The 24,048-nt window shown below is 57.1% G+C and carries 17 protein-coding genes and 1 tRNA gene; 6 read left to right on the top strand and 12 right to left on the bottom strand.

Going from position 1 to position 24,048, the window contains the following annotated elements:
• Positions 1-26: 26 nt before the first annotated feature.
• The 9 genes from Poly51_RS07130 to Poly51_RS31735 form a co-directional block, all read right to left on the bottom strand.
• Positions 27-3,107, bottom strand: a complete 3,081-nt coding sequence (locus Poly51_RS07130; protein ID WP_146455793.1) for a PVC-type heme-binding CxxCH protein — start codon at positions 3,105-3,107, stop codon at positions 27-29.
• Between the two features lie 98 nt (positions 3,108-3,205).
• Positions 3,206-3,727 carry an O-acetyl-ADP-ribose deacetylase gene (locus tag Poly51_RS07125; protein ID WP_222435807.1) on the bottom strand — a complete coding sequence of 174 codons (522 nt, stop codon included), beginning with the start codon at positions 3,725-3,727 and terminating at the stop codon, positions 3,206-3,208.
• Positions 3,728-3,744: 17 nt separating this feature from the next.
• Positions 3,745-5,412: a WGR domain-containing protein gene (locus Poly51_RS07120; protein ID WP_146455791.1), complete on the bottom strand. Its 1,668-nt coding sequence runs from the start codon at positions 5,410-5,412 to the stop codon at positions 3,745-3,747.
• A gap of 48 nt (positions 5,413-5,460) precedes the next feature.
• Positions 5,461-7,401, bottom strand: coding sequence for a reverse transcriptase family protein (locus Poly51_RS07115; protein WP_146455789.1), 1,941 nt, complete (start codon positions 7,399-7,401; stop codon positions 5,461-5,463).
• A 4-nt stretch (positions 7,402-7,405) separates the two neighbouring features.
• Positions 7,406-9,106 carry a hypothetical protein gene (locus Poly51_RS07110; RefSeq protein ID WP_186775403.1) on the bottom strand — a complete coding sequence of 567 codons (1,701 nt, stop codon included), beginning with the start codon at positions 9,104-9,106 and terminating at the stop codon, positions 7,406-7,408.
• 329 nt (positions 9,107-9,435) lie between these two features.
• Positions 9,436-11,262 (bottom strand): hypothetical protein, encoded by a 1,827-nt coding sequence (locus Poly51_RS07105; RefSeq protein ID WP_146455787.1) that lies wholly within the window; start codon positions 11,260-11,262, stop codon positions 9,436-9,438.
• A gap of 55 nt (positions 11,263-11,317) precedes the next feature.
• Entirely contained in the window at positions 11,318-12,535 is a 1,218-nt protein-coding gene (locus tag Poly51_RS07100) for an ADP-ribosylglycohydrolase family protein (protein ID WP_186775402.1), read from the bottom strand.
• Positions 12,536-12,836: 301 nt separating this feature from the next.
• Positions 12,837-13,163, bottom strand: coding sequence for a transposase (locus Poly51_RS07095; protein WP_146455782.1), 327 nt, complete (start codon positions 13,161-13,163; stop codon positions 12,837-12,839).
• 17 nt (positions 13,164-13,180) lie between these two features.
• Positions 13,181-13,348: a transposase gene (locus Poly51_RS31735; protein ID WP_390621772.1), complete on the bottom strand. Its 168-nt coding sequence runs from the start codon at positions 13,346-13,348 to the stop codon at positions 13,181-13,183.
• A 505-nt stretch (positions 13,349-13,853) separates the two neighbouring features.
• Here Poly51_RS31735 and Poly51_RS07080 point away from each other — a divergent pair.
• Positions 13,854-14,369, top strand: a complete 516-nt coding sequence (locus Poly51_RS07080; protein ID WP_146455776.1) for a hypothetical protein — start codon at positions 13,854-13,856, stop codon at positions 14,367-14,369.
• Positions 14,370-14,435: 66 nt separating this feature from the next.
• Here the strand turns inward: Poly51_RS07080 and Poly51_RS30335 are convergent, their stop codons facing one another.
• A complete protein-coding gene (locus tag Poly51_RS30335) occupies positions 14,436-14,600 on the bottom strand; it encodes a hypothetical protein (protein ID WP_186775400.1) in 165 nt (54 codons plus the stop codon).
• Positions 14,601-14,700: 100 nt separating this feature from the next.
• Positions 14,701-14,774, bottom strand: a tRNA-Arg gene (locus Poly51_RS07075).
• A gap of 393 nt (positions 14,775-15,167) precedes the next feature.
• Between Poly51_RS07075 and Poly51_RS07070 the strand changes: the two genes are divergently transcribed.
• Together Poly51_RS07070 and Poly51_RS07065 are read left to right on the top strand one after the other, a co-directional pair.
• Positions 15,168-19,244, top strand: coding sequence for a CotH kinase family protein (locus tag Poly51_RS07070; RefSeq protein WP_146455775.1), 4,077 nt, complete (start codon positions 15,168-15,170; stop codon positions 19,242-19,244).
• A 60-nt stretch (positions 19,245-19,304) separates the two neighbouring features.
• Entirely contained in the window at positions 19,305-19,919 is a 615-nt protein-coding gene (locus Poly51_RS07065; protein ID WP_146455773.1) for a PEP-CTERM sorting domain-containing protein, read from the top strand.
• Positions 19,920-20,270: 351 nt separating this feature from the next.
• Here Poly51_RS07065 and Poly51_RS07060 read toward each other — a convergent pair whose 3' ends face one another.
• A complete protein-coding gene (locus Poly51_RS07060; protein ID WP_246114318.1) occupies positions 20,271-21,029 on the bottom strand; it encodes an SGNH/GDSL hydrolase family protein in 759 nt (252 codons plus the stop codon).
• A 9-nt stretch (positions 21,030-21,038) separates the two neighbouring features.
• Between Poly51_RS07060 and Poly51_RS07055 the strand changes: the two genes are divergently transcribed.
• The 3 genes from Poly51_RS07055 (at position 21,039) to Poly51_RS07045 (ending at position 23,939) form a co-directional block, all read left to right on the top strand.
• Complete coding sequence (locus tag Poly51_RS07055) at positions 21,039-22,094, top strand: thiamine phosphate synthase (protein ID WP_146455771.1); 1,056 nt, start codon at positions 21,039-21,041, stop codon at positions 22,092-22,094.
• Positions 22,095-22,169: 75 nt separating this feature from the next.
• Positions 22,170-23,090: a prephenate dehydrogenase gene (locus Poly51_RS07050; protein WP_146455769.1), complete on the top strand. Its 921-nt coding sequence runs from the start codon at positions 22,170-22,172 to the stop codon at positions 23,088-23,090.
• A gap of 36 nt (positions 23,091-23,126) precedes the next feature.
• Positions 23,127-23,939, top strand: coding sequence for a hypothetical protein (locus tag Poly51_RS07045; protein WP_146455767.1), 813 nt, complete (start codon positions 23,127-23,129; stop codon positions 23,937-23,939).
• Positions 23,940-24,048 lie beyond the last annotated feature (109 nt).

Genomic DNA, 24,048 nt, shown 5'->3' with positions numbered 1-24,048 from the left:
ATCGGTTAAGCACCACGCCACCGAAACTACGGCGTCGGAACTTGCGTGGGATGCGAAAGGTACGCGATCAATTCGCGGATCTGAACGGGCGTTAGCGCGTCGAACAAGCCATCGGGCATCGGCGACTTTTCGGTTATCTTTCGCGATGCAATCGTGTCTTTGTTGATTGTCAGAGACTCGGTCGAGGTCTGCAGTGTCACCGTTTGATCGGTTTCAGCGATGATCAGCCCGTTCATGATTCGGTCGTCATCCAACAACAAAATGGACATGCGATAGTCTCTGTCGACGACCGCGCTGGGGTCGATGATGTTTGACAGCAAGTAGTCCAGGTTGCCTCGATTGGCGCCCGTCAAATCGGGCCCGACCTTTGCGCCCTCGCCGTAGAGTCGATGGCAAGTTTGGCAAGCCTTTTGGAACAGTTCTCGCCCATGGCTTTTGTCAGCAGACGCGATCACTTCGGCCGTCAGTGACTTCTTCAACGCATCGATCGTTTGCTGTTTCGCCTCGGGCGTATCGCGCACCTCGCCCCAAACTTCGCTGACTTGTTTCGTGAGTTGTTCATTGCCGTGGCTGTGAATTTGTCGAACTTGATAGGCCGATAGATCGTTGCGGGAAATCTTGCCGCGATCGATCGCGCTGAGCATCTCCCCGGCAAAGTTTGGTCGCGAAACGAGGATCGACATGATTTTCGGCCGTTCGGGGGCACGAAAGTTGTTGTAGCGGGCGACCAGTGCTTTTCCGATTTTGGGATCGTCGAATTTTGAAAGCCCCTGCGCCGCCAAGACATTCATCTTTGCGTCCGCAAGCAGTGACTCACATATCTGACGCAGATCACTCGGTTCGATATCGATCAACGTCTGCAGCGCGGACAGCCTCATTTCCGAATCTGCTTCCGTTTTGCCTCGTGCGATCGCCTTCAATTCGTCGATCGCACGACCGTCGCCGAACACCACGCTCAATTCGCGAACGTTCGGATTGTTGGTTGCGGAATCGGATTCGATCAGTCGGTCCCACGATGCAGGCCGCGGTGCGGTTCGCCAACCTCGCAATCCTTCGCTGATGCCGGCCAATACGGTGGCCGTATATGCGGCGTCGTTGCGCTGGACCGCGATTCGGATCAGTCGATCGATCGGCTCGGGAAGCTCGGTCATTTGCTCGGCCATGGCCCGCGTCATCAATCGCAACGTCGTTGGCAATTGACATGCCGCAGCGACAGGAACCAATTCGCCCGGGGACTCCAAGGCGACGGGAATCAAACCGTACCAAATCATCAACGGTAAGTTATGGTCGCCTGCGTCCGACGCGTGAGCCACCAAGGGAGTTGCAAGCGACGCTCGCATCGCAACCGGCAATCGCTGGATCGTGGACGCTAAAGCTAGTCGCACGACGGGCGAAGGATCCGAAGTCGCCAGTTCGATAAACGTCGGCAACCACCGACTCGCTTCGTCGGCGATCTTGGTCGCTTGTTCTGTTTCAATCCAAGCCGGTCCCAGCGCGTCGTCGATCGTCCACTGATCGGTGATCATGCGAATCGACCAAGCGCGAAGGTGGGGTTCAGCATGCTGCAGAGTCGATGCTAAGAGTTCATCGCTTGCGAAACCCAGGCTGTGCAGCGTCAGCAATGATTGAACGGCGACTTGGGGGCGATCAGCGTTGTGGAAATACTCGGTCAACAACGTTCTCGCTTCGCCAATATCTCCGCTGCCTGACTGTCGCCTCGCCAACTCCAATCTTGCTTGTTGGGTGTACCAATGGTTGGTTTGTTGATGGCTGGTTGCCAATTGCGTGGCGGACCACGTTCGCAGATCGCTGACGGGCATCACGGGTTCATCGGCAAGACGCGAGACCCCGCCATCGGACGAAATCTTGATCACTCGCCCGCTAGTCCGGTGAACGCCGGTATGTTCGTGGCACTCGCCCGCGTCCGACCAATCCAGCACCATTGCGTTACCGTCGGGGCCGCTGCTGATTTCCATTCCGCGAAACCAAGGGTCATCGGAGAGAAAGAAGTCCGGTTCATGGCGAGCCACGTAGCCGCTGCCGACGGGATCTAGTAACTCTTGGTTGGCGCGACGGCCGTGAAAGTTAAGCGTGAATAGTTTTCCGTTGTACTGGGCCGGCCAGCGACCCCCTTGATAGATCATCGTGCCACAGTGCGCGTGGCCACCGCCGAACGAGTTGGCGACACCGTCGCGTGACTCGTGCCACGCACCCTTGGTATCGAAATGCCAATGGTCGGCGTGAAAGTCGATCAGCTCGTAAGTTCGAGGATTCGGATCCAGCGTAAACGGACGGGTGAAGTGGGCGCCCGGGATCATGTGCCACAGGTGCCCGTTGACCGTGTTGATGAAGAACATCTCGCCAAACTCGTTCCAATCATGTCCCCAAGGATTGGTCGTTCCCGTGGTCAGTACTTCATAGCGCTGCGTCGTGGGGTGATAGCGCCAGATGCCACCTTCCAAAGCCAATCGTTGGTGGTCGGGGGCATCAGGTTTGCCGATTCGTCCCGGGCACGAACCGCCACATCGGCCGTAGAGCCACCCGTCGGGACCGAAGCGAAGTCCATTGGCAAAGTTGTGATAGTTGGCGCGGGCGACTTCGAATCCGTCCAAGACAATCTCGCCATCATTGTCGGGGACGTCGTCGTGGTCGCGATCGGGGATGAAAATCAGCTTCGGCGGACACATCAACCAGACGCCGTCGTGACCGACCTCGATGCCCGTCAACATCTGCACATTGTCGGTAAACACGGTGCGTTTTGTTGCAGCATCGCCGTTGCTGCCGTCCAGAATCACAACTCGGTCGCGCAGATCCAGCTGGAAACGCTGCGTCCGTTCGGCGTAGGTATAATTTTCCGCGACCCATAAACGACCTCGACCATCCCACGTCATCGCGATCGGATTTTGGATATCAGGCTCACCCGCAAACGCCGTTGCTCGAAATCCGTCGGGTAACTTGATCGATGCAGCCGACTCGCTTGCCGACATCAAAGACTGATCGGAAATCGGTTCGCTGTTGAAGGGCTGGGGAAAGTCGTCGCCGAATCCCGTGCCGTTGAAGATGCCAAGGCATAGGAAGAACGAAAGGATCCGAAACGAAACGCTCATGAAGTGCTCATCAATGTGGGAACGACCAGAATTGTCGACATCCCCATTGTACCAACGATCGCCAGGCACCAACGATCGCTAGAGCAATCGCCGGCGGCCTAACGAGCGGCTTCCGTCCAAGCGTCGAAGACTTCGTCGTCGAAAGCGACCAGAACGGCGGAACGAATTGCCGTGTGAGACTCGGCGGCCAGTCGGATCGTCCTCACAGAAATTTCAGCGGCTTCGACAATCGGAAACCCATAGATCCCACAACTGATTGCCGGAAAAGCGATCGACGCGGCTCCGACTGCTTCGGCCAACCAAAGCGATTGACGGTAACAGGAGGCCAATAGATCACGCTCGCTATGGATACCGCCGTTCCAAACCGGGCCGACGGTGTGGATCACGTACCGAGCGGGCAATCGAAATCCGCTCGTGACCCGCGCGGCGCCCGTCGGACAACGTACGCCGGGCTTCGTTTCGGGAAACACCCGGCAAGCCGCAAGCAGCTCGGGACCCGCCGCGCGATGAATCGCTCCGTCGACACCACCGCCGCCGAGCATCCGTTCATTGGCCGCGTTGACGATTGCATCGACATCAAGCTTGGTGATGTCGCCACGCTGAACTTCAATATCGATCATGGTGTTCGGAGATAGAGTTAACCAACATCGAACTCGGCCAAGTACCGAATTTTTTGTTGGTTCGTGTCAAACACAATGTACTCGTTGTTCTGAACACCGGAATCACCCGCTTTGCCGAACACGCAATGATGCCCATCCGGCGGTGCCGTGTAGCCGTGTGCGTGAGGCGCCACGAACGGCTGGCCAAGGACGACATCCATCGCGAACATAAACGCGCCACGGCCGGACACGCTTCCGCTGCCGCGACTCCAATAACTGTTCGTCAAGCTGGTGTAGCCGGCGGACTTTTTCCAGTCATCGGCAAAGTAAAGTCCAGGGCCGAACATCGCGCCCGAAATTACGACGCCCACCAGTTCTTTGGGCATTCGCAACGACTCTTTCATGATGCCCCGAACGTTTACACTGCGCGTGCCGTGGAACATCAAAGCCGTGTTGGAATCCTTGTACGATTTACGGGTCGCGGTTGGCAAATCGGACCGAGTCTTTGGCTGGTACAACGGCCGCTCGGCGATCTTTGGTTTCGCTTTGCAGATCGTCGTTTGCCATTTCTTCAATCGATCCTTATCAGCGTGACGTTCGATTTCCCACAGATTGCGAATCGTCATGTCTTTGATGTAGCTGTGCCGATTACCTGTCGCGGTTGGCCACCATTTGTAGAGCCACTTCCCGGTTGTTGATTTCGGATCAATCCACTTCATATCCAAATTCAATTCGGACAGCGGATTGACCGGTTCGTCGTCCTGTTCGATATCGGTGGCATAGAGAGCGCTCTCGAATGCGTCCAAGTCGTTGGACCACAGCAGCACGTTGTCTTTGGTCAGCACCCATGTTTCCGGTTCGGCACGCAATTCTTTGCGTTTCGGAATCCTGCCGTACATCAGCGTCGTCATCTCAAGAAGCTTTTTGTCTTTGACCTGCTTCTTGATACTGTCGCCGATCTTGGTTTGGCGTTTTTGGGCCTCGGCAAGAATCTTGCGAGCGTCATCGATCGCGGCCTGAGTCGGCAGGCTCTCGTCCGCCATGCTGCCGCGGGTGTAAGCGATCGTGGCGATGCTCAAGTCTCGTAACAAATCACGCGTCGCTTCATCGACTTTGGGTGTCTTTGTCGCCGACTTTCTTTTGGTCGCTTTCTTTTTTGATCCGTCGACTGCGTTGCCGGTGACGGGTTTCGGTTTTGCACCTTCATTGATTTTGATACTGCGAGCATCCGGCAAACCGGTACTCCGGGTCGCCATGGGGCGAACGAGATAGCAGTCTTTGCCCGGCTTTGCACGCAGAGTACGGATTCCCGCGACGGTTACCCATTGTCCGCGCCGATCGTTTTTGGAATGCAACTGCGAAGCGAAACTATTTACGGCATCCTGTTCGCCACCGCAAGCAACAAACTGAAAACTTGGCCGCGCCGCGCCGGTGCGTCCCCATTCAAAATACGCATACCAATTTTTTGATTTGCGATGTTGGACCACCGCCGCGTGGTAGTACTTGTTGGTGTCTTTCCCGTCCTGGGTGAAGCAACCAAGGTCACAGATTTTTACAGCATCGAATTCGCCATCTTTGGTCGCTGGTGGACCAAAACACTGAAAGTCAGATGCGGAACCTTTCTCCGGATAGGCGTCCTTCGCCAGTTTCGTGCCCATGTCCTCGACCTTCTCAGAATTGAAATTGAAAAGAGCAACGTCATTCACAATGTTCGGAAGTTCACAACGTGCTGTCCTGGTGCAAACGAGAAGGGCTCAGTCCCTCACGGATTGCAATTGTGCCAAGAAATCTTTGGCCAACTCGGGACGCGTCATCGCCACAAACGCGATCATGCCCTGCATCCAAGCACGGAAATTGGCGTGCTGTTCGCGATTCTGGGCCGACAAACCGTCATGATGGGCGTGATGCAGGATCGCCCGGATGCGGCGAAGCTGGGTTCGCGAAACGGTCGGCTTATCGTTGACGACCAAACCAGTGACAATTTGTGCCGTGTTTCGCCGCAGCACTCGGGTCTTGGATCGGTTGATGACGAAGCCTTCGTCTTCGGCAATATGCCGCAACTTTGCCATCATGTAACCGATCCGCGTCGTCATCTCGGCGCCACCCGATACTGTCATATCGTCGGCATAGCGTGTGAACGCGACGCCAAACTTCGTCGCTAACCCTTGCACGCGTCGATCCAATCGCTTGGCGACTTGGTTGCTGATCGCCGGACTGGTACACGCACCTTGCGGCAAGCCGCGTGGACCCGATGCAACCAGGTACGGCTGGCCGGCATAGGTGACCGCGCGTCTTGGCGATTCGGTGCAAAGCAAGGCAAGAATCGTAGCGACCGCCGGGGAATAGCCGAGGCCTTTAAAAACTTGCCGGACGCGAGGGAACCCGATGCTGGGGAAGAAGTTCTCAAGATCCATGTTCAACACGACATCTTTGCCGACGTGCGGGATTGCATTGGTCAGAATGTCACGGTCTCGAACAAATCCGTGCGCACTGTCCTCGACGGGCAACTTGTTCAGAATCTCTTTCAGAATCCACCGTTGTTTTTCGGCCAGCAGTTTATGTGGCGAACTGAGTTGGCGTGTCCCGCCGCTGCGTTTGGGAATTTCGAAACGAACATAGTGCGTGCGAGTCGCGACGTCGTTGTGGAACGCGAGCCAGCGAAGCTTCGATATCGTCAAACCCAACGCCGACGCCAATTCGGCAGGTGTCGACAAGATCGGCAAATCAGCCGCAGCAAGTTTTTCGGCATCACTGTCGCGCAGATGCAATTGTCCCGATACGCCACGCCCGAGGAACACGATGTCCGTCGCCTTACGCTCGGCGATGTCGGATTGACGTTTTTCTTTTCGCTCCTTCGCCTCTGCTTTCTTCTTGGCCTTCTCTTCGGCCTTCCGCTTGTCGTCGACTTCGATGGCCGATCGACCCGCGGAATGTGCTTGTGACTCGATCAAGATCTGGGTCGGTCGATAGTGATCCATGTCCGCGCCGATGCGGTGAATCTCTGCCAACTGGTCCGGCGTCAGAATCCCTCGCGCCACCATCGCTCGATCGATCAGCTTCGTCCGAGGGTCTCCGATCGGCGGAATGATATCGCGACGTCCGAACCATGGGTTTCCCCACAACGTCGTCGTCTTCGCGGCCGACATCAAATCGTCGCGGGAAATCGGCAAGAAATCACTCGCATCCAAATCTAGCGACGCAGGGGGCCGAAGCGCCAAAGCGCCAACATCGTCACCACTCGCCGCATTCCCGCCGTCCCCAACGACACGGCCCACGATGGGTTGGTCCTTGCCGCCGCCGAACAAACCTTTGACCAAGCGACCGATCAGTCCAGGGGTATTTGCCGGAGGCGCCGCGGCGGGTGGGAAGGGCTGCGTCGGTAAAGCACCCGGTGGGGCGGAAGCCGCCGTCGCCCCCGTCGATCCTGATTGATAGGTGCGGGGACTGTCGCCGCGTCGATGGTAAACCATCGGGTTGGCGTCGGTGCCTAGGTCAACGACCGTTCGCGTGTAGTCCGTTCCCATCCGACCGGTGTTGAACAATTCATGAACCAGATCACGACCTTCGCCATGTCGCAACTGCATTCCGCGACCACGCGCCTGCAGCGTGATGTCATACGCGGTGAACATTGCGCCCGCCGCGACTTGGTTCAAAACCAACTGGCTGACGACTTGGCGTGTGGTTGAGTCCGTCATCCGTTCAATTCCAAAAACTCTGGTACCAAGAATCAAGTGTGTCGGTTTTCGTCATCGCGTTGATATGATTGCGGACCGCCTGCAAATGGCGGCAAGGACCACGTCGCAATCCGCCCGTGAAATGATGCGAACACTTGCATTGACCTCGCGTGATTCGCCCGTCGCCATCGATGACCATTTCCACTTTGCGATTTCCGTCAAACCGATCGTTGATCGAGGCTTCGATCAATCGCATGCCGGTACGCGAAACCTCGTCGCGAGTGATGTCGAACTTGGCCCGACCGATCAACACACGCGCTTCCACCGTTTCCTTGTCATCACCACCGACCTGCTCGGCCGTCAGCGGCACAGGCATCACCTGCCGCCAGCGATAGACGCTGTGCGGCAAGTCGTGAATCACTTGCCCCAACAACGCCAATCGATTCAACGATGCGGCCACTTTCGCCGGCGGCAAATCGATCGACGAAGTCAGTTGGTCAAACGTCCGCACCGGGTCCGACTTGAACGCCGCCGCAACGGCCGTCAACATGACCTCGTTGATCTCCGTCGGCGGCATCAATTGCGTCAGCGCCGAAGCCGCCGTCCAATCGTTCGTCGTCCATCCGCTCAATCCCAGCGTCAAACGCATGTCGCCCATCTGGGTCACCCAAAAGCTCGGCAAGCCGTTTCCGAGCAGATAGACATCGGCCGAATCGGTGATCGGTAGAGTTCGCGCCAGCACTCGCAATCGGTCGCGTCCCCATACGCGAATGGTCTCACCGCGGGGACCGTCATACGGTGTGCTGTGCAGTTCGATCGGTTGCTCCCACGGTTCCAAGACGATTCGCACCGGTTGCCCCGGCATCAATTCAAAGCGAACCGCACGCGGGCTGCGCGCCGCCTTGTGCCGTCGCAAAAACGCCAGGACGTTGTACAGCCCTTCGCGGCTGACCGGCACACGTCGCATTGGCAGGCTCATCGCCGACTGCAACTGCATGAAACCTCGCAGCCAACTGTTGGGAAGATCCACTTTTTCTTCGCGATGCGAATCCGTCCCGGTGGTCGCGACGTCGAATCCTTGTGGGTCGATCGTGAATCGCGTTTCGCGGTAGCTGCGCAGCGTTTGGAAGTGTTCGTACAGCGGCCATGTGTAGTCAACGTTCGTCGTGCCCAGCGAAACCGCGTCCTCGCGCTTAAACGCTTCTCGCGAAACGCTCAAGCAACCGTAACTGCTCTCGTCGGCGCTAAAGCACTCGAAAAACAGACTGTCCGGCGCGACCGTCATGACGGGATCACATGGCATCAACAGCCGCCATAATTCGCGGTCATGCATCAGCAGATAGTTGGAGTACTTTTGGCGTGCTCGCCAGTATTGTTTCCGCGCCGTACGGAATCGCCCTTCCAATCCGTCGGGCATCACGAGCGGTTGCTTGGCCTTGATCTCGTCTCGCTTGGCACGCGTCGCCCCGGTGTAGATCGCTTGGCGTCTCTGTTGCTCGGCAGCCTGAAACGCTTCGTAAGTCGACTTATCACGAGGCTTGTAGCGCAGGTCGCTGATCACGATCTCGTGCAGCGCACTGACCGCTTCGCGGAATCGCAGAGGCTCGCGCAGCACGCCATCGAAACTAACACGATCGCGGCGCAGGTTCGGCGACAACGCGATCGCAAGACCCGCCGGCCCACGATCCACACCGCTGCGTCGACGATAGGCGAGATCGATTTGCATGGATGCGCTCGAGGGTAACGGAGTCAAATGTTTTGCAATCGACTCCCGTCAGGTGTGTCGAACGCATGGCGAAGAAAAGGGAATAAAAAAGCACCCGAGAGGTAGCGGCACGATCGACTTCGAAGCGCCGCCCAAGGTCGTTCACTCAGCCGGATACACCACTGTATCGGAGGGAACCACGTTGTCTCGGCCCGCCGATACAGTGGTGTATCCGGCGATCGAACAACGGCCTTGGGGAAGCATGTCAAAGCAAACTCAAACCACGGCGGAACGCCGCAGCAAATTGGTCTCGATCGTGTCCACTCTCCTCTCGGGTGCCAGTTTCAAAATCACTTCAAGTTCAATTGCAGTTCCGGAAAATTTGCTTCGACCGCCGACGACAACTCGGGACGCCGCTGGATCAACTGCACCAACGCCGCAAGCCCCGCGCGAAACTCCGTCCGGCGAATCGATCTTACCGCCACGGTTAAAATCGGCAACAACGAATCCACTTCATCGGGTCGTCGACCCAACCGATCGGCGATCGCCGTGATCACCGCCGGTTTATGTTTTCCACCGCTATGAATGCCAAGCAGCGTCGTCGCCCACAGTGTTCGTAAAAGATTCGCATCAAGCCCATTGTTGCGAACCAATCGGCCGGTCACTTCCTTGGCCGGAATTTCATTGCGTCGCAACTGGTCGACCAAACCGAATCGCACGTCTTCGTAGGGCGACTCCATCAACGATTGCCAAAGGCTTATGTCGCGATTCAGCACCGCATCGCTGGTGAACCAAACCCACGCGGCGCGGCGCACGTCCGATTGCCGTGCGTCCAGCAATTCCAACAGCCGACTGCGCTGATCCACACCGGCCTCGCCGCCTCGCAGGATCTCGATCATCCACGCTAAAAGTGGCTCTCGCATGGCGTCACATTTCGCGTCGACAAGCACCAACGTTTCCGTTCGCTCGGATTCCGATACCGATCGTTGCTTCAACCAATCTAGCGACATTTGCACCACCGGCGCGGGCGTAGCACATGCTAACTTCAACATCTCGTCAAGCGAAAGCGAACCAGCCTTCATATGCGAGCGAGCCACATCGCAGACCTTATCCAGCACGTCGGAGTTCGCTTCATCGAAAACACGCACCCACGTCGGCGTGTCGATCGATGCCGTTTCCGGCGACTCTTTCAACCGATCGGCCGCGAAATCCGCGAGTTCTACATCGTCACTGGCCAGCCACGCCAAGATCGTTTCGATCGAAAGCGACTTTAGCGAATCGCCGCAATGATCTCGCAGCAATTGCAAGCTCCATTGTCGCACGGGTCTGGCCGATGCGTTTCCGCACACTTGGATCAATGACATCGGCGCCGCGGTCCAGGCCTTCAAAAAGATTGGCTTGGGCGACAACGCCGACAATGATTTTCCTTCGCCGAGCCGCCATCCGCTGGCGGTCGATTCCAACACGTCCGTATCGTGGAACATGACGTGGACGAGCGACCAATTGTCCATCAGCGCCAGCCCGTCGCGGCACGCATCGTCCTGGTATCGTGGCAACGCACCGGTCATCGCGGCGACATAGCGAACCGGATCCCGTTTACCCAGTTCGCGGAAGTAACGCCACACTCGGCGACGCAGGTAGTTGCGCGTTCGCACCGAAAACAACCTTAAACGACCTTGCCATTGTTCGTATCGAAGTCGCTGGGCAGGCGTTGCCCATTGGTTCGGCGGCGTGGACCGCGGATTGTAAGTCTTCGGCAACTCCGTCCGCGGCACCATGCGAATGGTTTGTTCCGTCCATTGCTCGCGAGATCGCCAATCGTATCGGTGTTTGGTGACCACTTCGCGGCGAACCACCTGGTCCAGCATCACCATGAACCAACCCATGACTTCGTCGTCGCCGGCCGCCTCGGCCAACTTGAACAACTGCTTCACCAGCGATTCGTGGCGATAATGTGCAAGCGGCAATTGCAGGTACTGATCCAACAGCCGCCGTGCTTCTGGGCGACGATCGGCGTACCAAGTCTTCGCGAAAGCACCCAGCCGACCCACGTCGTCGATGCGACAAATCTCGTCGACGAACCCATGGTCACCCGCTTCAAAGAGTTCTTCGGCCAACAGCCAAGAACCCTTGGGTGAATTCGCACCGTTTGATGAGTTTGAAATGCGATTGTTCATAACAAAAAACATTCTAAGGGGTCCGTTGACACGTTTGGTCAATCGGAATGCCTCTTTACGAAAATTTTTCTTCGGCCGCTTCCGCCATCTCGATCATCACATCGCGATCGCAACGCGACTCTTTTCCTTGGCAACCCAGGCTGTAGGACGTGATCCCGTCGATCCACCGGCCACGAATCGCCTTGCGTCCGTGAATGGCACCGACGTACGCGCCCACGATCGCCGCGATCGTGTCGTTGTCTTTCGTATCGTTTACCGCAGCAATCAGACTGCTCGTCATGTCGTCGGCGTGGCACATCAGCGTGTACAGAACGGCAGGAACGGTCTGCAGGATGTCGGCTCGCGAACCAAATCCGTCCAGGGAACACGCATCACGCAGCGGGACTCCTTTGCGAAACGCGTCTCGTACCGGACCATCCAGAAAATCACACAGTCCGCCGCGAAAGTTCTGGAACCATCTCGGAATCGGATCCGTGTCCAGCGGATACGGCATGGGGCCGATTTCGATATCAGCACCGACGCGAATGTACTCGTCGAGCCACCACGCATCAGGCGGCGGATCATCGACATCGCGTGCCAACACGCTCCACAACAAGTGAGTCATCGGTGCGATCGACGCGAGAGCCCAGGAATTGCCGTGCGTGGCCAGAGTGGACATGATCGCATCGGCGTACATTTCGTTGGAGGGCTGACGCAAGTACGGCAAAACGATCGGCGCAAACCGCATCAACCCGCCGTTGCCGCGGCCTTCGATGATCGGATCGCCCGCGCAAGATTCAATCGACGCGCGTCCCGATTGCAGTCGGCGATGATGGCGCGTTAGCGATGCGCCCGTGTTCTTTCCCATCCCGACGATCTTGCCCTGTCGATCGACGAAGCAGCCGACGACATCATCGAATTCGAATCGCCCATGGCTGAGCAATCGTTCGACGGTCCAGAATGTCATTTGCGCATCATCGCTGATCCGCCCCGCTCGCACGTCGCTCCCGCGCAAGTGATCGACGATTGTTCCGAATCGTTGGTGACGCGAATCAGGATCAAAACGCCACTCCGTTGAATGCCCCAGCGCATCGCCAACGCCGACACCGATCAACATCCCCGCGACACGATGGTCGGCTCGCAGTCGCTGCACGTCGACGGAGATCGGCGTCGATGAAAGCAAGTCGCCGCGTCGGATCGGGATCCGACGCTGATCGATCAGATCGTCCAACGAGTCCACCGAAAAACTCTCGTCGTCGAAGTCATCAAAGAGGCTGGGGGTGCGCTGCGTCATGCCGCTTAATATAAGTCGGCAACCAACGGAGATGTTTGAGTCCAAGGCGGAGATACCCGCCAAGTGCTCCCAAGCCCGCGTTCGTTGTACGTATCTGGATTCGTCGCCTGAATAACGACACCTTTCATTACCAGCCGTACCACGACCGCTACCAAGGCAAACTGCAAACCCAAAAAGCCTGACGCCAATTCGGCACCAGGCTTTCAAAGAAATACCCCCGGCGGGATTCGAACAACGGGACTGAAAAACCGAAAAAGGCCAGTCAACCGGATCGGCGGTGTCACGGGCGGTGTCATCGTGTTCAATCCAGGACATTAAAGCTCAAGAATTGCTGCAGCTGTGGTATGTGAATCGTCACGTGCGTAAATCGCTCGCGGATCTTTTCGACAACTCGCCGCAGATCATCGGCCGCTCCCAGGCTTGCGTGGGCACTGCCAAAGGGCAGACTCGGCAACACGACCATGTCGTTCTGTGCACAAGTGATCGCGCGAACTTGAAATTGGTACTGGTTGTAGAAACGGTGAAAGAGGACGAGCTGTTGATTGCCATGCGCGGGATCGTCGAAGGTGTCGATGTCCAACGTGATCTCGGCTGGCGCTTGGGCAAAGGAATCGACGAAACGGTCGATGAATCAGTCTTTCATCTTCAGCAGATCGGTTGCGGTGACGACGTTCTCCGACCGTGAGATGATCGGTTGGCTAAGTCATCGTCTTCGGGCGACCGACCGGCGATGAGTTTAAAGATGGGATTACTTCGCAGTGAGTCGTGATCGTTTTGGTCTTCGTATCCGGCGATGATTCCAAAGACAAACACGGCAGACACGAAGGGGCTTCGTCGCTCATCCACATTCGGCCCGCTTGGGCTTCATTCCCCGGCCTTTGCCGGATCAATACTTGGCACACGATCGACGCATCGAACGACCGTTGCATTCCTGATTGTCTTAGATGTTAAACGCTGGTCTTGTCGCAACTCGGGAGGAGCTCGAGTTGCCAAGTCGTGATCGTTGTCGAGCAATCGCGACAACCGGACAGATGGGCGGATTGCTGCGACCTTCGCCTCGGTGGTCAACAGCAACCGACAAACTTAGAAGTAGGCGACCCGTCTTGACTGCGACTGTATCCCATGAGGTAAAACCACCTCTCGACTTGATGCGACACGTTGATCGATGATGACATCGATTCGCCCGGTGTTCGTTTGAATGTCCGCTGATTCTCTGAGAATCATGAACTCTGGGCCAACCTGGGCTAAAGCGAGTATCTGCCCGGCGACGGCGAGTCGAAGAACCACTTTCGCGGAATAAGGGTCTCGTGGAGTCTGCATGAACGAAATTGACTCTCGAAAGCGTGCTACCGAATACTGTCGGGCGTTGAATCGTGAGACCGACTTTGACAGCTTACTTGGAACCGGGCAAGAGGGATACGTTTGGAGAACGAATGACAATTCAGCCATCAAAGTCTTCGATCGAGTGGTGAATTTTGATCGGGAATTGGCTTGCTACCAAATTCTGTCTACGCATCAGATCAGCGACATCGATGGATTTGCGGTGCCGGAAATGCTGCAATTCGATAGCGATTTGCGAGTGATCGAGATGTCGATCGTGGCAGCTCCGTACATCCTGGACTTCGGGAAGTGCTACGTCGGCCGTCCACCTGACTTCCCGCCTGACGTGATGGAAGCCTACGAGCGTGAGCGTGAGGAATGGTTCGAGGGGAACTGGCCAATGGTGCAATCTGCACTTTGGACGTTGGAAACGCTGGGCATCTTCTATAACGATGCGCGGCCTGGAAACATCGATTGCACGGGTCACCCTGAATCAAAGCAGACCGGACTGTAAAGTCTGGTTCAACCACGAAACCAACTTGGAAAATCGCAAGCATCATCGGGCAACCGGCCGACCAGCTCAAAGCCGTCGCGTTGTTCCGATTCGGTCTTGAACATCCATTCCTGCTCGCTGGCCAAGGACCGACAGCACAACTGCCAAGAACACCGCCAGGATCAAGAACACCGCCAGGATTCCGAGGCCAGCATCGTCGCGACACCGCGGCGGTGTCACTGGCGGTGTCATCTCTGCCGATCAGGGCCGATCGGGAAGCAAGTCTACCCGTAAGAAACCACGAAAAAAGCCTGCCCTGATGACCTCGGAGGCATCAGGACAAGCTTACAGGCACCCCCGGCGGGATTCGAACCTGCGACCTGCTCGTTAGGAATGAGCTGCTCTATCCAGCTGAGCTACGGGGGCGATGTGGGAAGTTTGAACGTTAGGCGGGGAAGTTTGAATGGGGTACGGATTTTTTTGATCTGGCGCAATTCCCTCTGCCGAAGTTTAGCCGCCTCTTTGCCCCGTCGCCTGCCGACTTCCAGGGGGAAATTTGGGCCAGGCCGCCGCGATGGAATCCATGTCCTTCACGGGGCTTCAAGCTTTTGAAGCCGAACTGCCGCCGGCCCGTTTCTCGAAGTTCTTGCGTGAATATCGAAAAAATCAGAAAAGCCGGAATTTTCGCTGGCCCTTCCGTTCGCCAGACGGCGCGTTGCTTCTTAACGAAGAAATCCATCCCCGCTCGATGCACTGCAACTTGCATGCTGAGCTCCCAGCGTTGAGCTCCCGACACGGGGGGTCCTAATCAACTTTCCAATGGAAGCCATTGCCACGATGTCGAAATCCCAGAGTCTTTTCCGTCGGACGTTATCAAAGTTTGACCGCTCGCAGGATCGCAAAGGACCACGCCGTCGTCGGCCGTCGCGTCGTCTGTGTGCCGAGGCGCTGGAAGCCCGCCAGTTGCTGGCCGGTGACCTTTTCATCAACGAGATCATGGCCAGCAACACGGCCACCATCGAAGACCCCGATGAAGCGGGCGCGTTTGAGGATTGGGTGGAAATCTACAACGCCGGTACGGCAGCGGTCGATCTGGGCGGCATGTATCTGACCGACGATGTAAACGCGCCCACTCAATGGCAGTTCCCGGCTGGATCGACCGTCGCCGCCGGTGGCTTCCTTTTGATTTGGGCCGATGGTGAACCCGAACAGGGTAACAACCACGCGCCGTTCAAGTTGTCGGCCAGCGGCGAAGCGGTCGCCCTTTACGACACCGACGGCGCGACTCTGGTCGACTCGATCGAGTTCGGTGTGCAAACGGCTGATGTCGCCTATGGCCGTTCACCCGATGGTAGCGCAGCGCTCAGCGTCCTGACGACGCCGACGCCCGGTGCTGCAAACTCGGTCGTTGGCGAAGCGAATCTGGCGCCGAGCGCCAATGCGGGCGGTCCCTACTTCGGCACGACGGCGGATACGATTTCGTTGACGGCTGCAACGTCGTCCGATTCCGACGGAACGATTGCGACATACGCTTGGGACTTCGATCGCGACGGCGAGTACGACGATGCGTTTGGTGAATCGGCAAGCTTCTCGTCGGCCACCGTCGGAACATTCGTCGTCGGTTTGCAGGTGACGGATGATGACGGCGCGACCAGTGTGGACACCGGTACGATCAAAATCTCGCAAGTGGGCGAAGTTGCATCGCCGTGGGAAGCCGTCACCATCGATGACGAAGCGGCTGCGTTCTTTGACGACACCTATGTTCACGAACTCTCAATCACGTTTGAGGATGCCGACTGGTACAACACGCTGTTTACGTCGCACGACACCGATGCAGCCGACCCCTATTTCCAGGCCAACTTTGTCGCGGACGGGGTCGCACTGGACAACGTCGGTGTTCGCTTCAAAGGGAACTCGTCGTTTAGCGGCAGCGGCGTCAAGAAGTCGATCAAGATTGACTTCAACGAGTACGAAGATCTGACGTTCATGGGGATGAAGAAGCTGAACCTGAACAACAACTACAAAGACCCCACGATGCTGCGGGAGAAGTTGTTCTACGACTACGCTTCGAACTTTGTCGAAGGGGTTGGCCGCGCGGTGTTCACCAGGGTCACGATCAACGGCGAATTCTACGGGCTGTACACGGCGGTTGAACAAGTGGATTCGACGTTCACGCAAAGCCGATTTGGTGACGACGAAGACGGCAATTTGTACAAGGGCACGGCATCGGACGACGCCGTGCTGGAAGATCCATCAGCCGACTTTGGTTCAGACTTGACGTATTTGGGTACCGATCAAGCTGCTTACGAAGCCTTCTATGAACTGAAGACGAACGAAGCCGCGAACGATTACTCGCAGTTGATCGAGATGATCGATGTGCTCAACAATACTCCGTCGGCCGAGTTGGCGGATGCGATCGAACCGCTGCTGGACGTTCAGGACACGCTTGCTTCGCTGGCGCTGAACAACCTGTTCGTGAACTTGGATTCGTACTCGGGCGCGGCTCACAACTATTACTTGTATGACCGTGATGACACGGGCCAATTCACACACTTGTTGTGGGATGCAAACGAATCGTTCGGCACGTTCACCCAGTTTGTTGATCGAGGAACCAACGTTGTCCAACTCGATCCGTTTTTTCTGCCGGTGGGTACGGGGGGGCGTCCCGGACAGCCCGTTGAGGAAGAACTGCGTCCGCTGGCCGAAAACCTGTGGGCGGTCGAAGAGTACAGTACCGCGTATCTGCGCGATCTCGCCGAAATGTTGCGTGAAGGTTTCGACACCACCTCAGCCTCCACTCGAATCAACAAGCTAGCGAATCTGATTCGCTCCGATGTCTCGGCCGATCCTAACAAGCAGTTCACACTCGCACAGTTCAATTCGAACCTGACGACGAACGTGACGTCGGGAGGGAGGACGATTTACGGTTTGACGAGCTTCATCTCATCTCGGGCGTCGTACCTGTCTTCGACTTTAGACGGATATGCACAGCAGTCGGATTTGGCGCTGAACGAATTGATGTCCGCCAACGTCGCAACGGCACAAGACCAAGCGGGTGACTTCGATCCTTGGGTTGAAATTTACAACAACGGTCCCGGATCGGTATCGTTGGCTGGGTTGTACCTGACCGATAGCGCCACCGAACTTAGCAAGTGGGCGATTCCGACGGGCAGTCTGAACGATGGTCAATTCCTAACGATTTGGGTTGATGGTGAAACCGGCGAAGGCAGCAATCACGCCAACTTTTCGCTCAGTGCATCCGGTGGGGAAGTGTTTCTGACCAACGGCACGACGGTGATTGATACGATTCCCTACGGCGCAGTCTCAAGCGGCAACACACTGGCTCGCATCCCCGACGGCCTTGGTGAATTGGAAGTAACGTCCCAACCCACGTTTGGGGCGAGCAATATCGCCGCCGTCCCAACGGTTGAACCGGTCGTGATCTACATCAACGAAATCATGGCATCCAATTCCTCGACGATTGAAGATCCGGACGAAGCCGGTGCGTTTGAAGACTGGGTCGAGCTGTACAATCCCGGCGCGACGGCGGTGGATTTGAGCGGTTTCTATTTGACCGACGACCCTACCAGTCCGACGAAGTGGCAATTCCCTGCTGGATCGACCATCGGCGCGGACGGTTATCTGATCGTCTGGGCCGATGACGAAGTTGCTCAAGGAATCAATCACGCCGCATTCAAACTGTCGGCCGGTGGCGAGTCTGTTTCGCTCTACAATATCGACGGCACGACGTTGGTTGACTCGGTCGTGTTTGGTGCACAGACCACCGACGTTTCGTACGGACGTTTTCCCAATGGAGCTTCGGAATTATTGTCGTTGTCGGTCGCCACGCCCGGTGCCGAAAACATCAACCCAATCACCGTCGCAACGATTGCGACACGAAGTGTTTTCTACAATGGTGCAACGGGCGCCAATCTAAGCAGCGTTGGTTCAGCAGACAACGCGATCGCGAGCGACAAGAGTGCGTTACTGCCCGGCGAATCGTCAACTTATGCGAACTATACGAACTACTCTCGCGGACTCAATGGCGTCATCGTTGACATCAACGATCTTCCAACGACCGCAACCGAGAGTCTCGTTTTGGGAAGCTTGCAGTTTGCACAGTGGAACGGCATCAGCGCGGCTGGGTTTGATGTTTTACCTGCCGCCGCGATTCCATCGGTGACGATTCTTGCTGGCAGTGGCGTAGGTGGATCGACACGGGTCAAGATCACATTCCCGGACAACGCGGTCCAGAACACATGGCTTCGCGTGAAGGTTGCCGCGAATACAACCACCGGCCTCGCATCGGATGACGTGTTCTACTTTGGAAACGTCATCGGCGACTTCAACATCGGCAATACCGCTACGCAACTTCGCGTTAACGCGACTGACACCGGTGCTGTCCGCGGCAATCAATCGACCGCAGCGAACTCTTCCGCTGTGACGAGCATCTACGACGTCAATCGTGACGGTCGGGTGAATGCGACGGATACGGGAATCGTCCGAAGCAACCAGCAGACCGCTGGCATCGTCGCACCAATTTCGGTTCCAGCAGCCGCCCTGTCGGCCGCGCCCGCTTTGTCGCTCGCAGCGACTACGCAGTTGGTCATGGCCAGCGTGGACTCGGTCGAAGCGACCTCATTGGCTACCACGTCAGTGACGACGACTCCATCGGTCGAGGTAGGCGGAGCGGAAGAAGAATCCGTGCGACAACGTCGCCAGCGGACGTATGACCGACTCGCTAAACGCTTACGAAACGCCGTTATCGTCTCGGATTCGGCGACTGGAGACGAAGGCAACACTGGAAGAACGGATTCGGACGTCGTCGCCAGTAGGTCCGTTGACCGCCTATTGTCAAGACTCGAAAGACTGGACCTGTATTTTGCCTCTCTTTGAGCATCACTTGATTACTCTTGTACGCATCCTTGAATTGACACTTTGAAAGAAGATAGACAAATGAAGATTCTCTCCTTTGGTCTTGGGCTCCTAATCGCTGGATCCATGCTCGTTTCCACGGCCAGTGCTGCGGTTGTGATTTCGGCTCCAGCGTCTGGACCCATTTTTGAACAAGATTCCGGAATCCAGTCCGTCGATGTATTTGCACGTTGGAACGGAATCGGAGATCCGGCCGGGATTGCCTTGACCGTGGACTTTAGCCTGGGCAATGGAGCGACTTTCGACACGCCCAGTGCCGGGATCTTCGACCGTTCGGGTTTGATCGGAAACGGAAACATCATCAGCGCTGGCTCCAGCTTCAATCGCGACACCACCAATCCGGGCGTTGCGTACCTGAGCATCGAGTACGATTTGCCACAAACGTTTCCGACCGACGATGCTCTGTTGACAACGCTTAGCATCAACACCAACGGGCTTGCGCCGGGCACCTACGCCGTCAACATTGATGATGCGCAACTGGACGGCAACCTTGGTGTCTTCACCGGTGGTTCATTCCAAATTGTTGCAGCCGCCGTACCCGAGCCCGGATCGTTCGTGGCCCTGGCAGCAGCAGGCGTTGCACTCTGGGTGCGACGACGGCGCAAGGCAAAGCAGTTCGCTTCCGTCGCTGCTTAGCATCGCATGACCAACAACGGACGATTTTACGCATCGCGGAAGTCGCTAACGGTTGGTCGACTCAGCTAGACTTTTGCCACGAATAACACGAATGGACTTGCACTGATTCGTGTCCATTCGTGCGATTCGTGGCAGCAAAACCATTTCGTTGAACGAAACTCGTGACGAGGTCGCTACGTCAGTTGTTGATCACGCGACGCTTGGTCCATCTTGGGTTCAAACACTTTATGCGACAACCAATTCTTGGAAGCGACTTGTCTTGTTCGGTTAACAAGTTGACCGTTTAAGGAATCGTCAAAAACTCAGTTCACGTTGTCGACGTGAAGCGAGATGTTCGCGTCCGATACGAACCTATTTTGATCGCGTGGCCAGTGCGACGCGGACGGTCTTGGCGACTTGTTCGCCCAGTTTCGCGGATCCCTCGGGCTTGTAGTGGACGTCGGCTTTGTTTTGCAAGTTCGCGATGGAGACGGCGACTTCATACATCGGATCGGTTTCGATACCGCCAATTTCAGCCATCACTTTGGCGGCGACTTCGTTGTATCGCTTAGAATCGCCGGGGACGCGGCCTTTGGCTCCGTCAGGTACCGGCGTGGTTTCTCGCCAAATCACCGTGGCGCCGGTCGCCTTCAATCGCTCGGCGATCTTCCGCAGGTTCTTGGCGTATTCGTCGATCGGAACCTGGGGTGCACTGGTCGGGTCGGTCGGGTCGGCGAGGTTCTGGCCTTTGGGGCCCATGAATTTCAGGTCGTGAAGCCCGAAATTAAAGTGAATCACGTCCCATTCGGTATCGCCGATCCATGTTTCGAGTGATTTCAAGCCGGTTGTCGTTGGTCCACAATTGGTGGCGGGTCGCCAAACGTTGGCTTCCCCTGCAAGCTGTTTACGTGCGTCTAACATGTAGCCGATGGAGATCGAGTCGCCGATCAGCAACACGTTCGGCAAACTGGCGTCGACTTCGGGTGGCAAAAATTGAGGCCGCATCTTTTTGGGCGGCGTTTTTTTCGTTGCCACCTGAGCTTGGGTATGGACCGGTAGGGCTGCCGACGCGACCAGCAACAACATTGCGACCCAACTTGGCTTGAACACATTCATCATCTTCTTGACCACCCGATTTGTATGACTGACGAAACACTCCGCGCGACCTATCGTATTCTGGACGCGTCGACAAATCGAGCCTTGGAAGGTCTGCGGACCATGGAAGAGTGGGCTCGGTTCGCGATCGACGATCCCGCGATGTCGTCGGAATTGAAGTCGATCCGTCATTTGGTGGCAGGCGCCATCGGCCGGCTGCCTCGAACATCGTTGTTGCTGGCCCGCGATACGCCGGGCGATGTGGGGACACAGATTTCGTTGCCGACGGAAATGTCGCGAGCTTCGGTCGCATCGGTGGTTGCCGCGGCAGCCGCGCGGACGGCCCAATCGTTAAGAGTGATCGAAGAGTACGGCAAGACAATCGATACTGAATTGGCCGCACAGATCGAACAGGCAAGGTATCGAACTTATACCGTGGCGTCGCGATTGGAGTTGACGTTGCCCGGGGATGATCGACGACGACGTTTACAAGACGCGTCGCTGTATGTGCTGGTCGACGCGGGCCGTGATGATGCGAGTTTTGGCGACGCGGCGCGGTCGTTGTATCAAAACGGCGTTGACGTTTTGCAATTGCGCGACCACGACGCGGATGATCGAACGCTGTTGGAACGGGCACGCCTCGGATCGGTGATTGCGGGTCAATGTGGCGGTTTGTTCATCGTCAACGATCGTGCGGACTTGGCGTTTGCCGCCGGGGCCGACGGCGTACACGTTGGGCAAGAGGAGTTGCCGGTGGCGGACGCGAGGCGGATTCTGGGGCCGACGAAGTTGATCGGACTGTCGACACATTCGATCGAACAGGCTCGCGATGCCGTTGCCGCCGGCGCGGACTACATCGGGTGCGGGCCGGTCTTTGCGGGGCATACGAAGTCGTTCGACCACTACGTCGGGCCGGCGCTGCTGGAGCAGGTTTCCGCCGAGATCGCGTTGCCTGCTTTCGCGATCGGCGGCATCGATTTGACGAACGTGGACCAGGTCACCTCGGCGGGAATCCACCGAGCCGCCGTGACGGGCGCGGTTCGCGACGCACCGGACCCGGCCGAGGCGGCGGCGGAATTGAAGCGACGGCTGGCAAAATAGCTGCGGCTTCTCGTTTGGCGGCGAGCATCTTAAAGTAGGGGGCCCCTGGCCTTACGAAAATTGAGTCGATCAACCATGCACGACACCCCCGAAGACGATTGGCCTCGCCGAGTCGCGATTCTTGGCGTCGGGTTGCTGGGCGGCAGCGTGGCGATGTCGATTCGTCGTCGACGCCCGAATTGCGTGTTTGTGGGCTATTCCCGCGACGCGGCTCGGTTGGCCGGCGCGGTCGATCGAGGCGTGATTGGCCGAGCCACCGGTTCGATCGAAGAAGCGTGCCGCGACGCCGATGTCGTCGTCGTGGCCACGCCGGTGGATCGGATCGCCGGCATGGTGATCGAGGCGGCCCGGCACAGCCCGGCCGGATGCTTGATCACCGACGTCGGCAGTACCAAGTCCGGGATCGTCGCGAATGTCGAAGAAGATCCCGTCGCGATGGCCAAGTTCGTGGCGGCTCACCCGATCGCGGGCAGCGAAAAGTCCGGCAGCCAGCATGCCGTGGCGGATTTGTTTGACGGAAAAGTGGTGGTTTTGACGCCACAATCGACCGAGCAGATGGCGGACCAGGTGGCGGGAACGGCGATGGTCGGGCGGGCTGATCACTTTTGGAAAATGACGGGCGGGACCACGATCACGATGTCCGTCGCCGACCACGACGCCCACTTGGCAGCGGTCAGCCACGTGCCACACTTGGTGTCCGCCCTGGTCGCCCGAATGGTCCCACCGGCGGCAAGATCGTTGGTCGGCAGCGGGTGGACGGACATCACGCGAGTCGCGGCCGGCGACCCCGAAATGTGGACGGCGATCTGCCGCGAAAATCGCACCGCCATCGCCGGCGAGTTGGCTCGATTGGCGAGCGAATTGGATGGCCTGCGGCAGATCATTCAAGATGCGGATGACGTGCTGCTGCTGGACTGGTTGGCTCACGCCAAACGAACCAAAGAATCAATTCAATCAGCCCCAACGAGCGGACGGAGACGATTCGATGCAGATTGACTCAATTCAAAAGCAAGTCAAACCAGAACTCCAACAATGTCTGTGAAAACGTCAAAGAAGTTTCGTTTTTCGATTGCTTTGATTCTGTTCCTGGTCGCTTGCGTTGCGGGCCTGCTTGGCGGCTATCGGCTTGGGTTTGACCAAGGCTATGCGTCGGGCAACGCCAAGTGGGAAGCGGAACAGCCCTATCCGATGGCTCACCCAGTCGGTGATTTGTTGCGCCAGACTGCGATCGATCCGACGAAGAACATCGACTCGCCGGATCTGGGCTGGGAATCGTTGATCCGCGTGATCCAGACGACGGTCGCACCGCAAGAATGGGATCTGTTGGGGGGACCCTGCACGGTGGCGACTGCACCTTTCGCGGAATCGTTGGTGGTGAACGCAACGTCGGACACGCATCAGGCGATAGCGAATTTGCTTACCGATCTCGAAACATTGAAGCCTGCGATCGCTAAGGAACAGGAAGTGTTGCGGCAGCAAAGAGCGGCCGCGGCCGCCTATCGGGCAGAGCAAATGGCAACTCTCTCGGAACGAATCGGCCACCCCGTCGAGGCCATCCAATCCAGATTCAATCTCAATGGCGAGTGGAATGTCGCCGTCGCACCCTCAAAAATCGTGACACTGAGCTACCGTTTCCAAATGGAAGGTGCTCTCTCCATCGAGTCGCTGATCGATTCGAAGTCGCCCGCCATCGATACTTGGTACATGGTAGCGGCGGGTAGTTTGGTGATGAATGGAAAGGCGTACATCGCTGCGACCACGCAGCTCGGCGAGCTGGTGCTAGCCGACCCCCAAAACATCGAGAACGGCGTCCTGCAGATTGCGACACCGGCCAAGTCGCCATAGTCTAGCGGAATTGGGCCGACTCACGCTGCCAACGACTCACGACTGCATTCGTCCGTTGGATCACTGGCTCTCGGCGATGTATGTCAGGTCCGTTACATTCTGGGCAGAA

It is taken from the genome of Rubripirellula tenax, assembly GCF_007860125.1.
Lineage (GTDB): Bacteria > Planctomycetota > Planctomycetia > Pirellulales > Pirellulaceae > Rubripirellula > Rubripirellula tenax.
The sequence above is the reverse complement of the archived record's forward strand: the minus strand, read 5'-3'. Positions and strand labels throughout refer to the sequence as shown.

Coding starts and splice junctions, on each gene's coding strand:
- Poly51_RS07125 (WP_222435807.1), bottom strand. CDS start 3,727: ATGATCGATATTGAAGTTCAGCGTGGCGACATCACCAAGCTTGATGTC.
- Poly51_RS07080 (WP_146455776.1), top strand. CDS start 13,854: ATGAACGAAATTGACTCTCGAAAGCGTGCTACCGAATACTGTCGGGCG.
- Poly51_RS07130 (WP_146455793.1), bottom strand. CDS start 3,107: ATGAGCGTTTCGTTTCGGATCCTTTCGTTCTTCCTATGCCTTGGCATC.
- Poly51_RS07045 (WP_146455767.1), top strand. CDS start 23,127: ATGTCTGTGAAAACGTCAAAGAAGTTTCGTTTTTCGATTGCTTTGATT.
- Poly51_RS07070 (WP_146455775.1), top strand. CDS start 15,168: ATGGAAGCCATTGCCACGATGTCGAAATCCCAGAGTCTTTTCCGTCGG.
- Poly51_RS07100 (WP_186775402.1), bottom strand. CDS start 12,535: ATGACGCAGCGCACCCCCAGCCTCTTTGATGACTTCGACGACGAGAGT.
- Poly51_RS30335 (WP_186775400.1), bottom strand. CDS start 14,600: ATGACACCGCCAGTGACACCGCCGCGGTGTCGCGACGATGCTGGCCTC.
- Poly51_RS07110 (WP_186775403.1), bottom strand. CDS start 9,106: ATGCAAATCGATCTCGCCTATCGTCGACGCAGCGGTGTGGATCGTGGG.
- Poly51_RS07055 (WP_146455771.1), top strand. CDS start 21,039: ATGACTGACGAAACACTCCGCGCGACCTATCGTATTCTGGACGCGTCG.
- Poly51_RS07115 (WP_146455789.1), bottom strand. CDS start 7,401: ATGACGGACTCAACCACACGCCAAGTCGTCAGCCAGTTGGTTTTGAAC.
- Poly51_RS07065 (WP_146455773.1), top strand. CDS start 19,305: ATGAAGATTCTCTCCTTTGGTCTTGGGCTCCTAATCGCTGGATCCATG.
- Poly51_RS07105 (WP_146455787.1), bottom strand. CDS start 11,262: ATGAACAATCGCATTTCAAACTCATCAAACGGTGCGAATTCACCCAAG.
- Poly51_RS07050 (WP_146455769.1), top strand. CDS start 22,170: ATGCACGACACCCCCGAAGACGATTGGCCTCGCCGAGTCGCGATTCTT.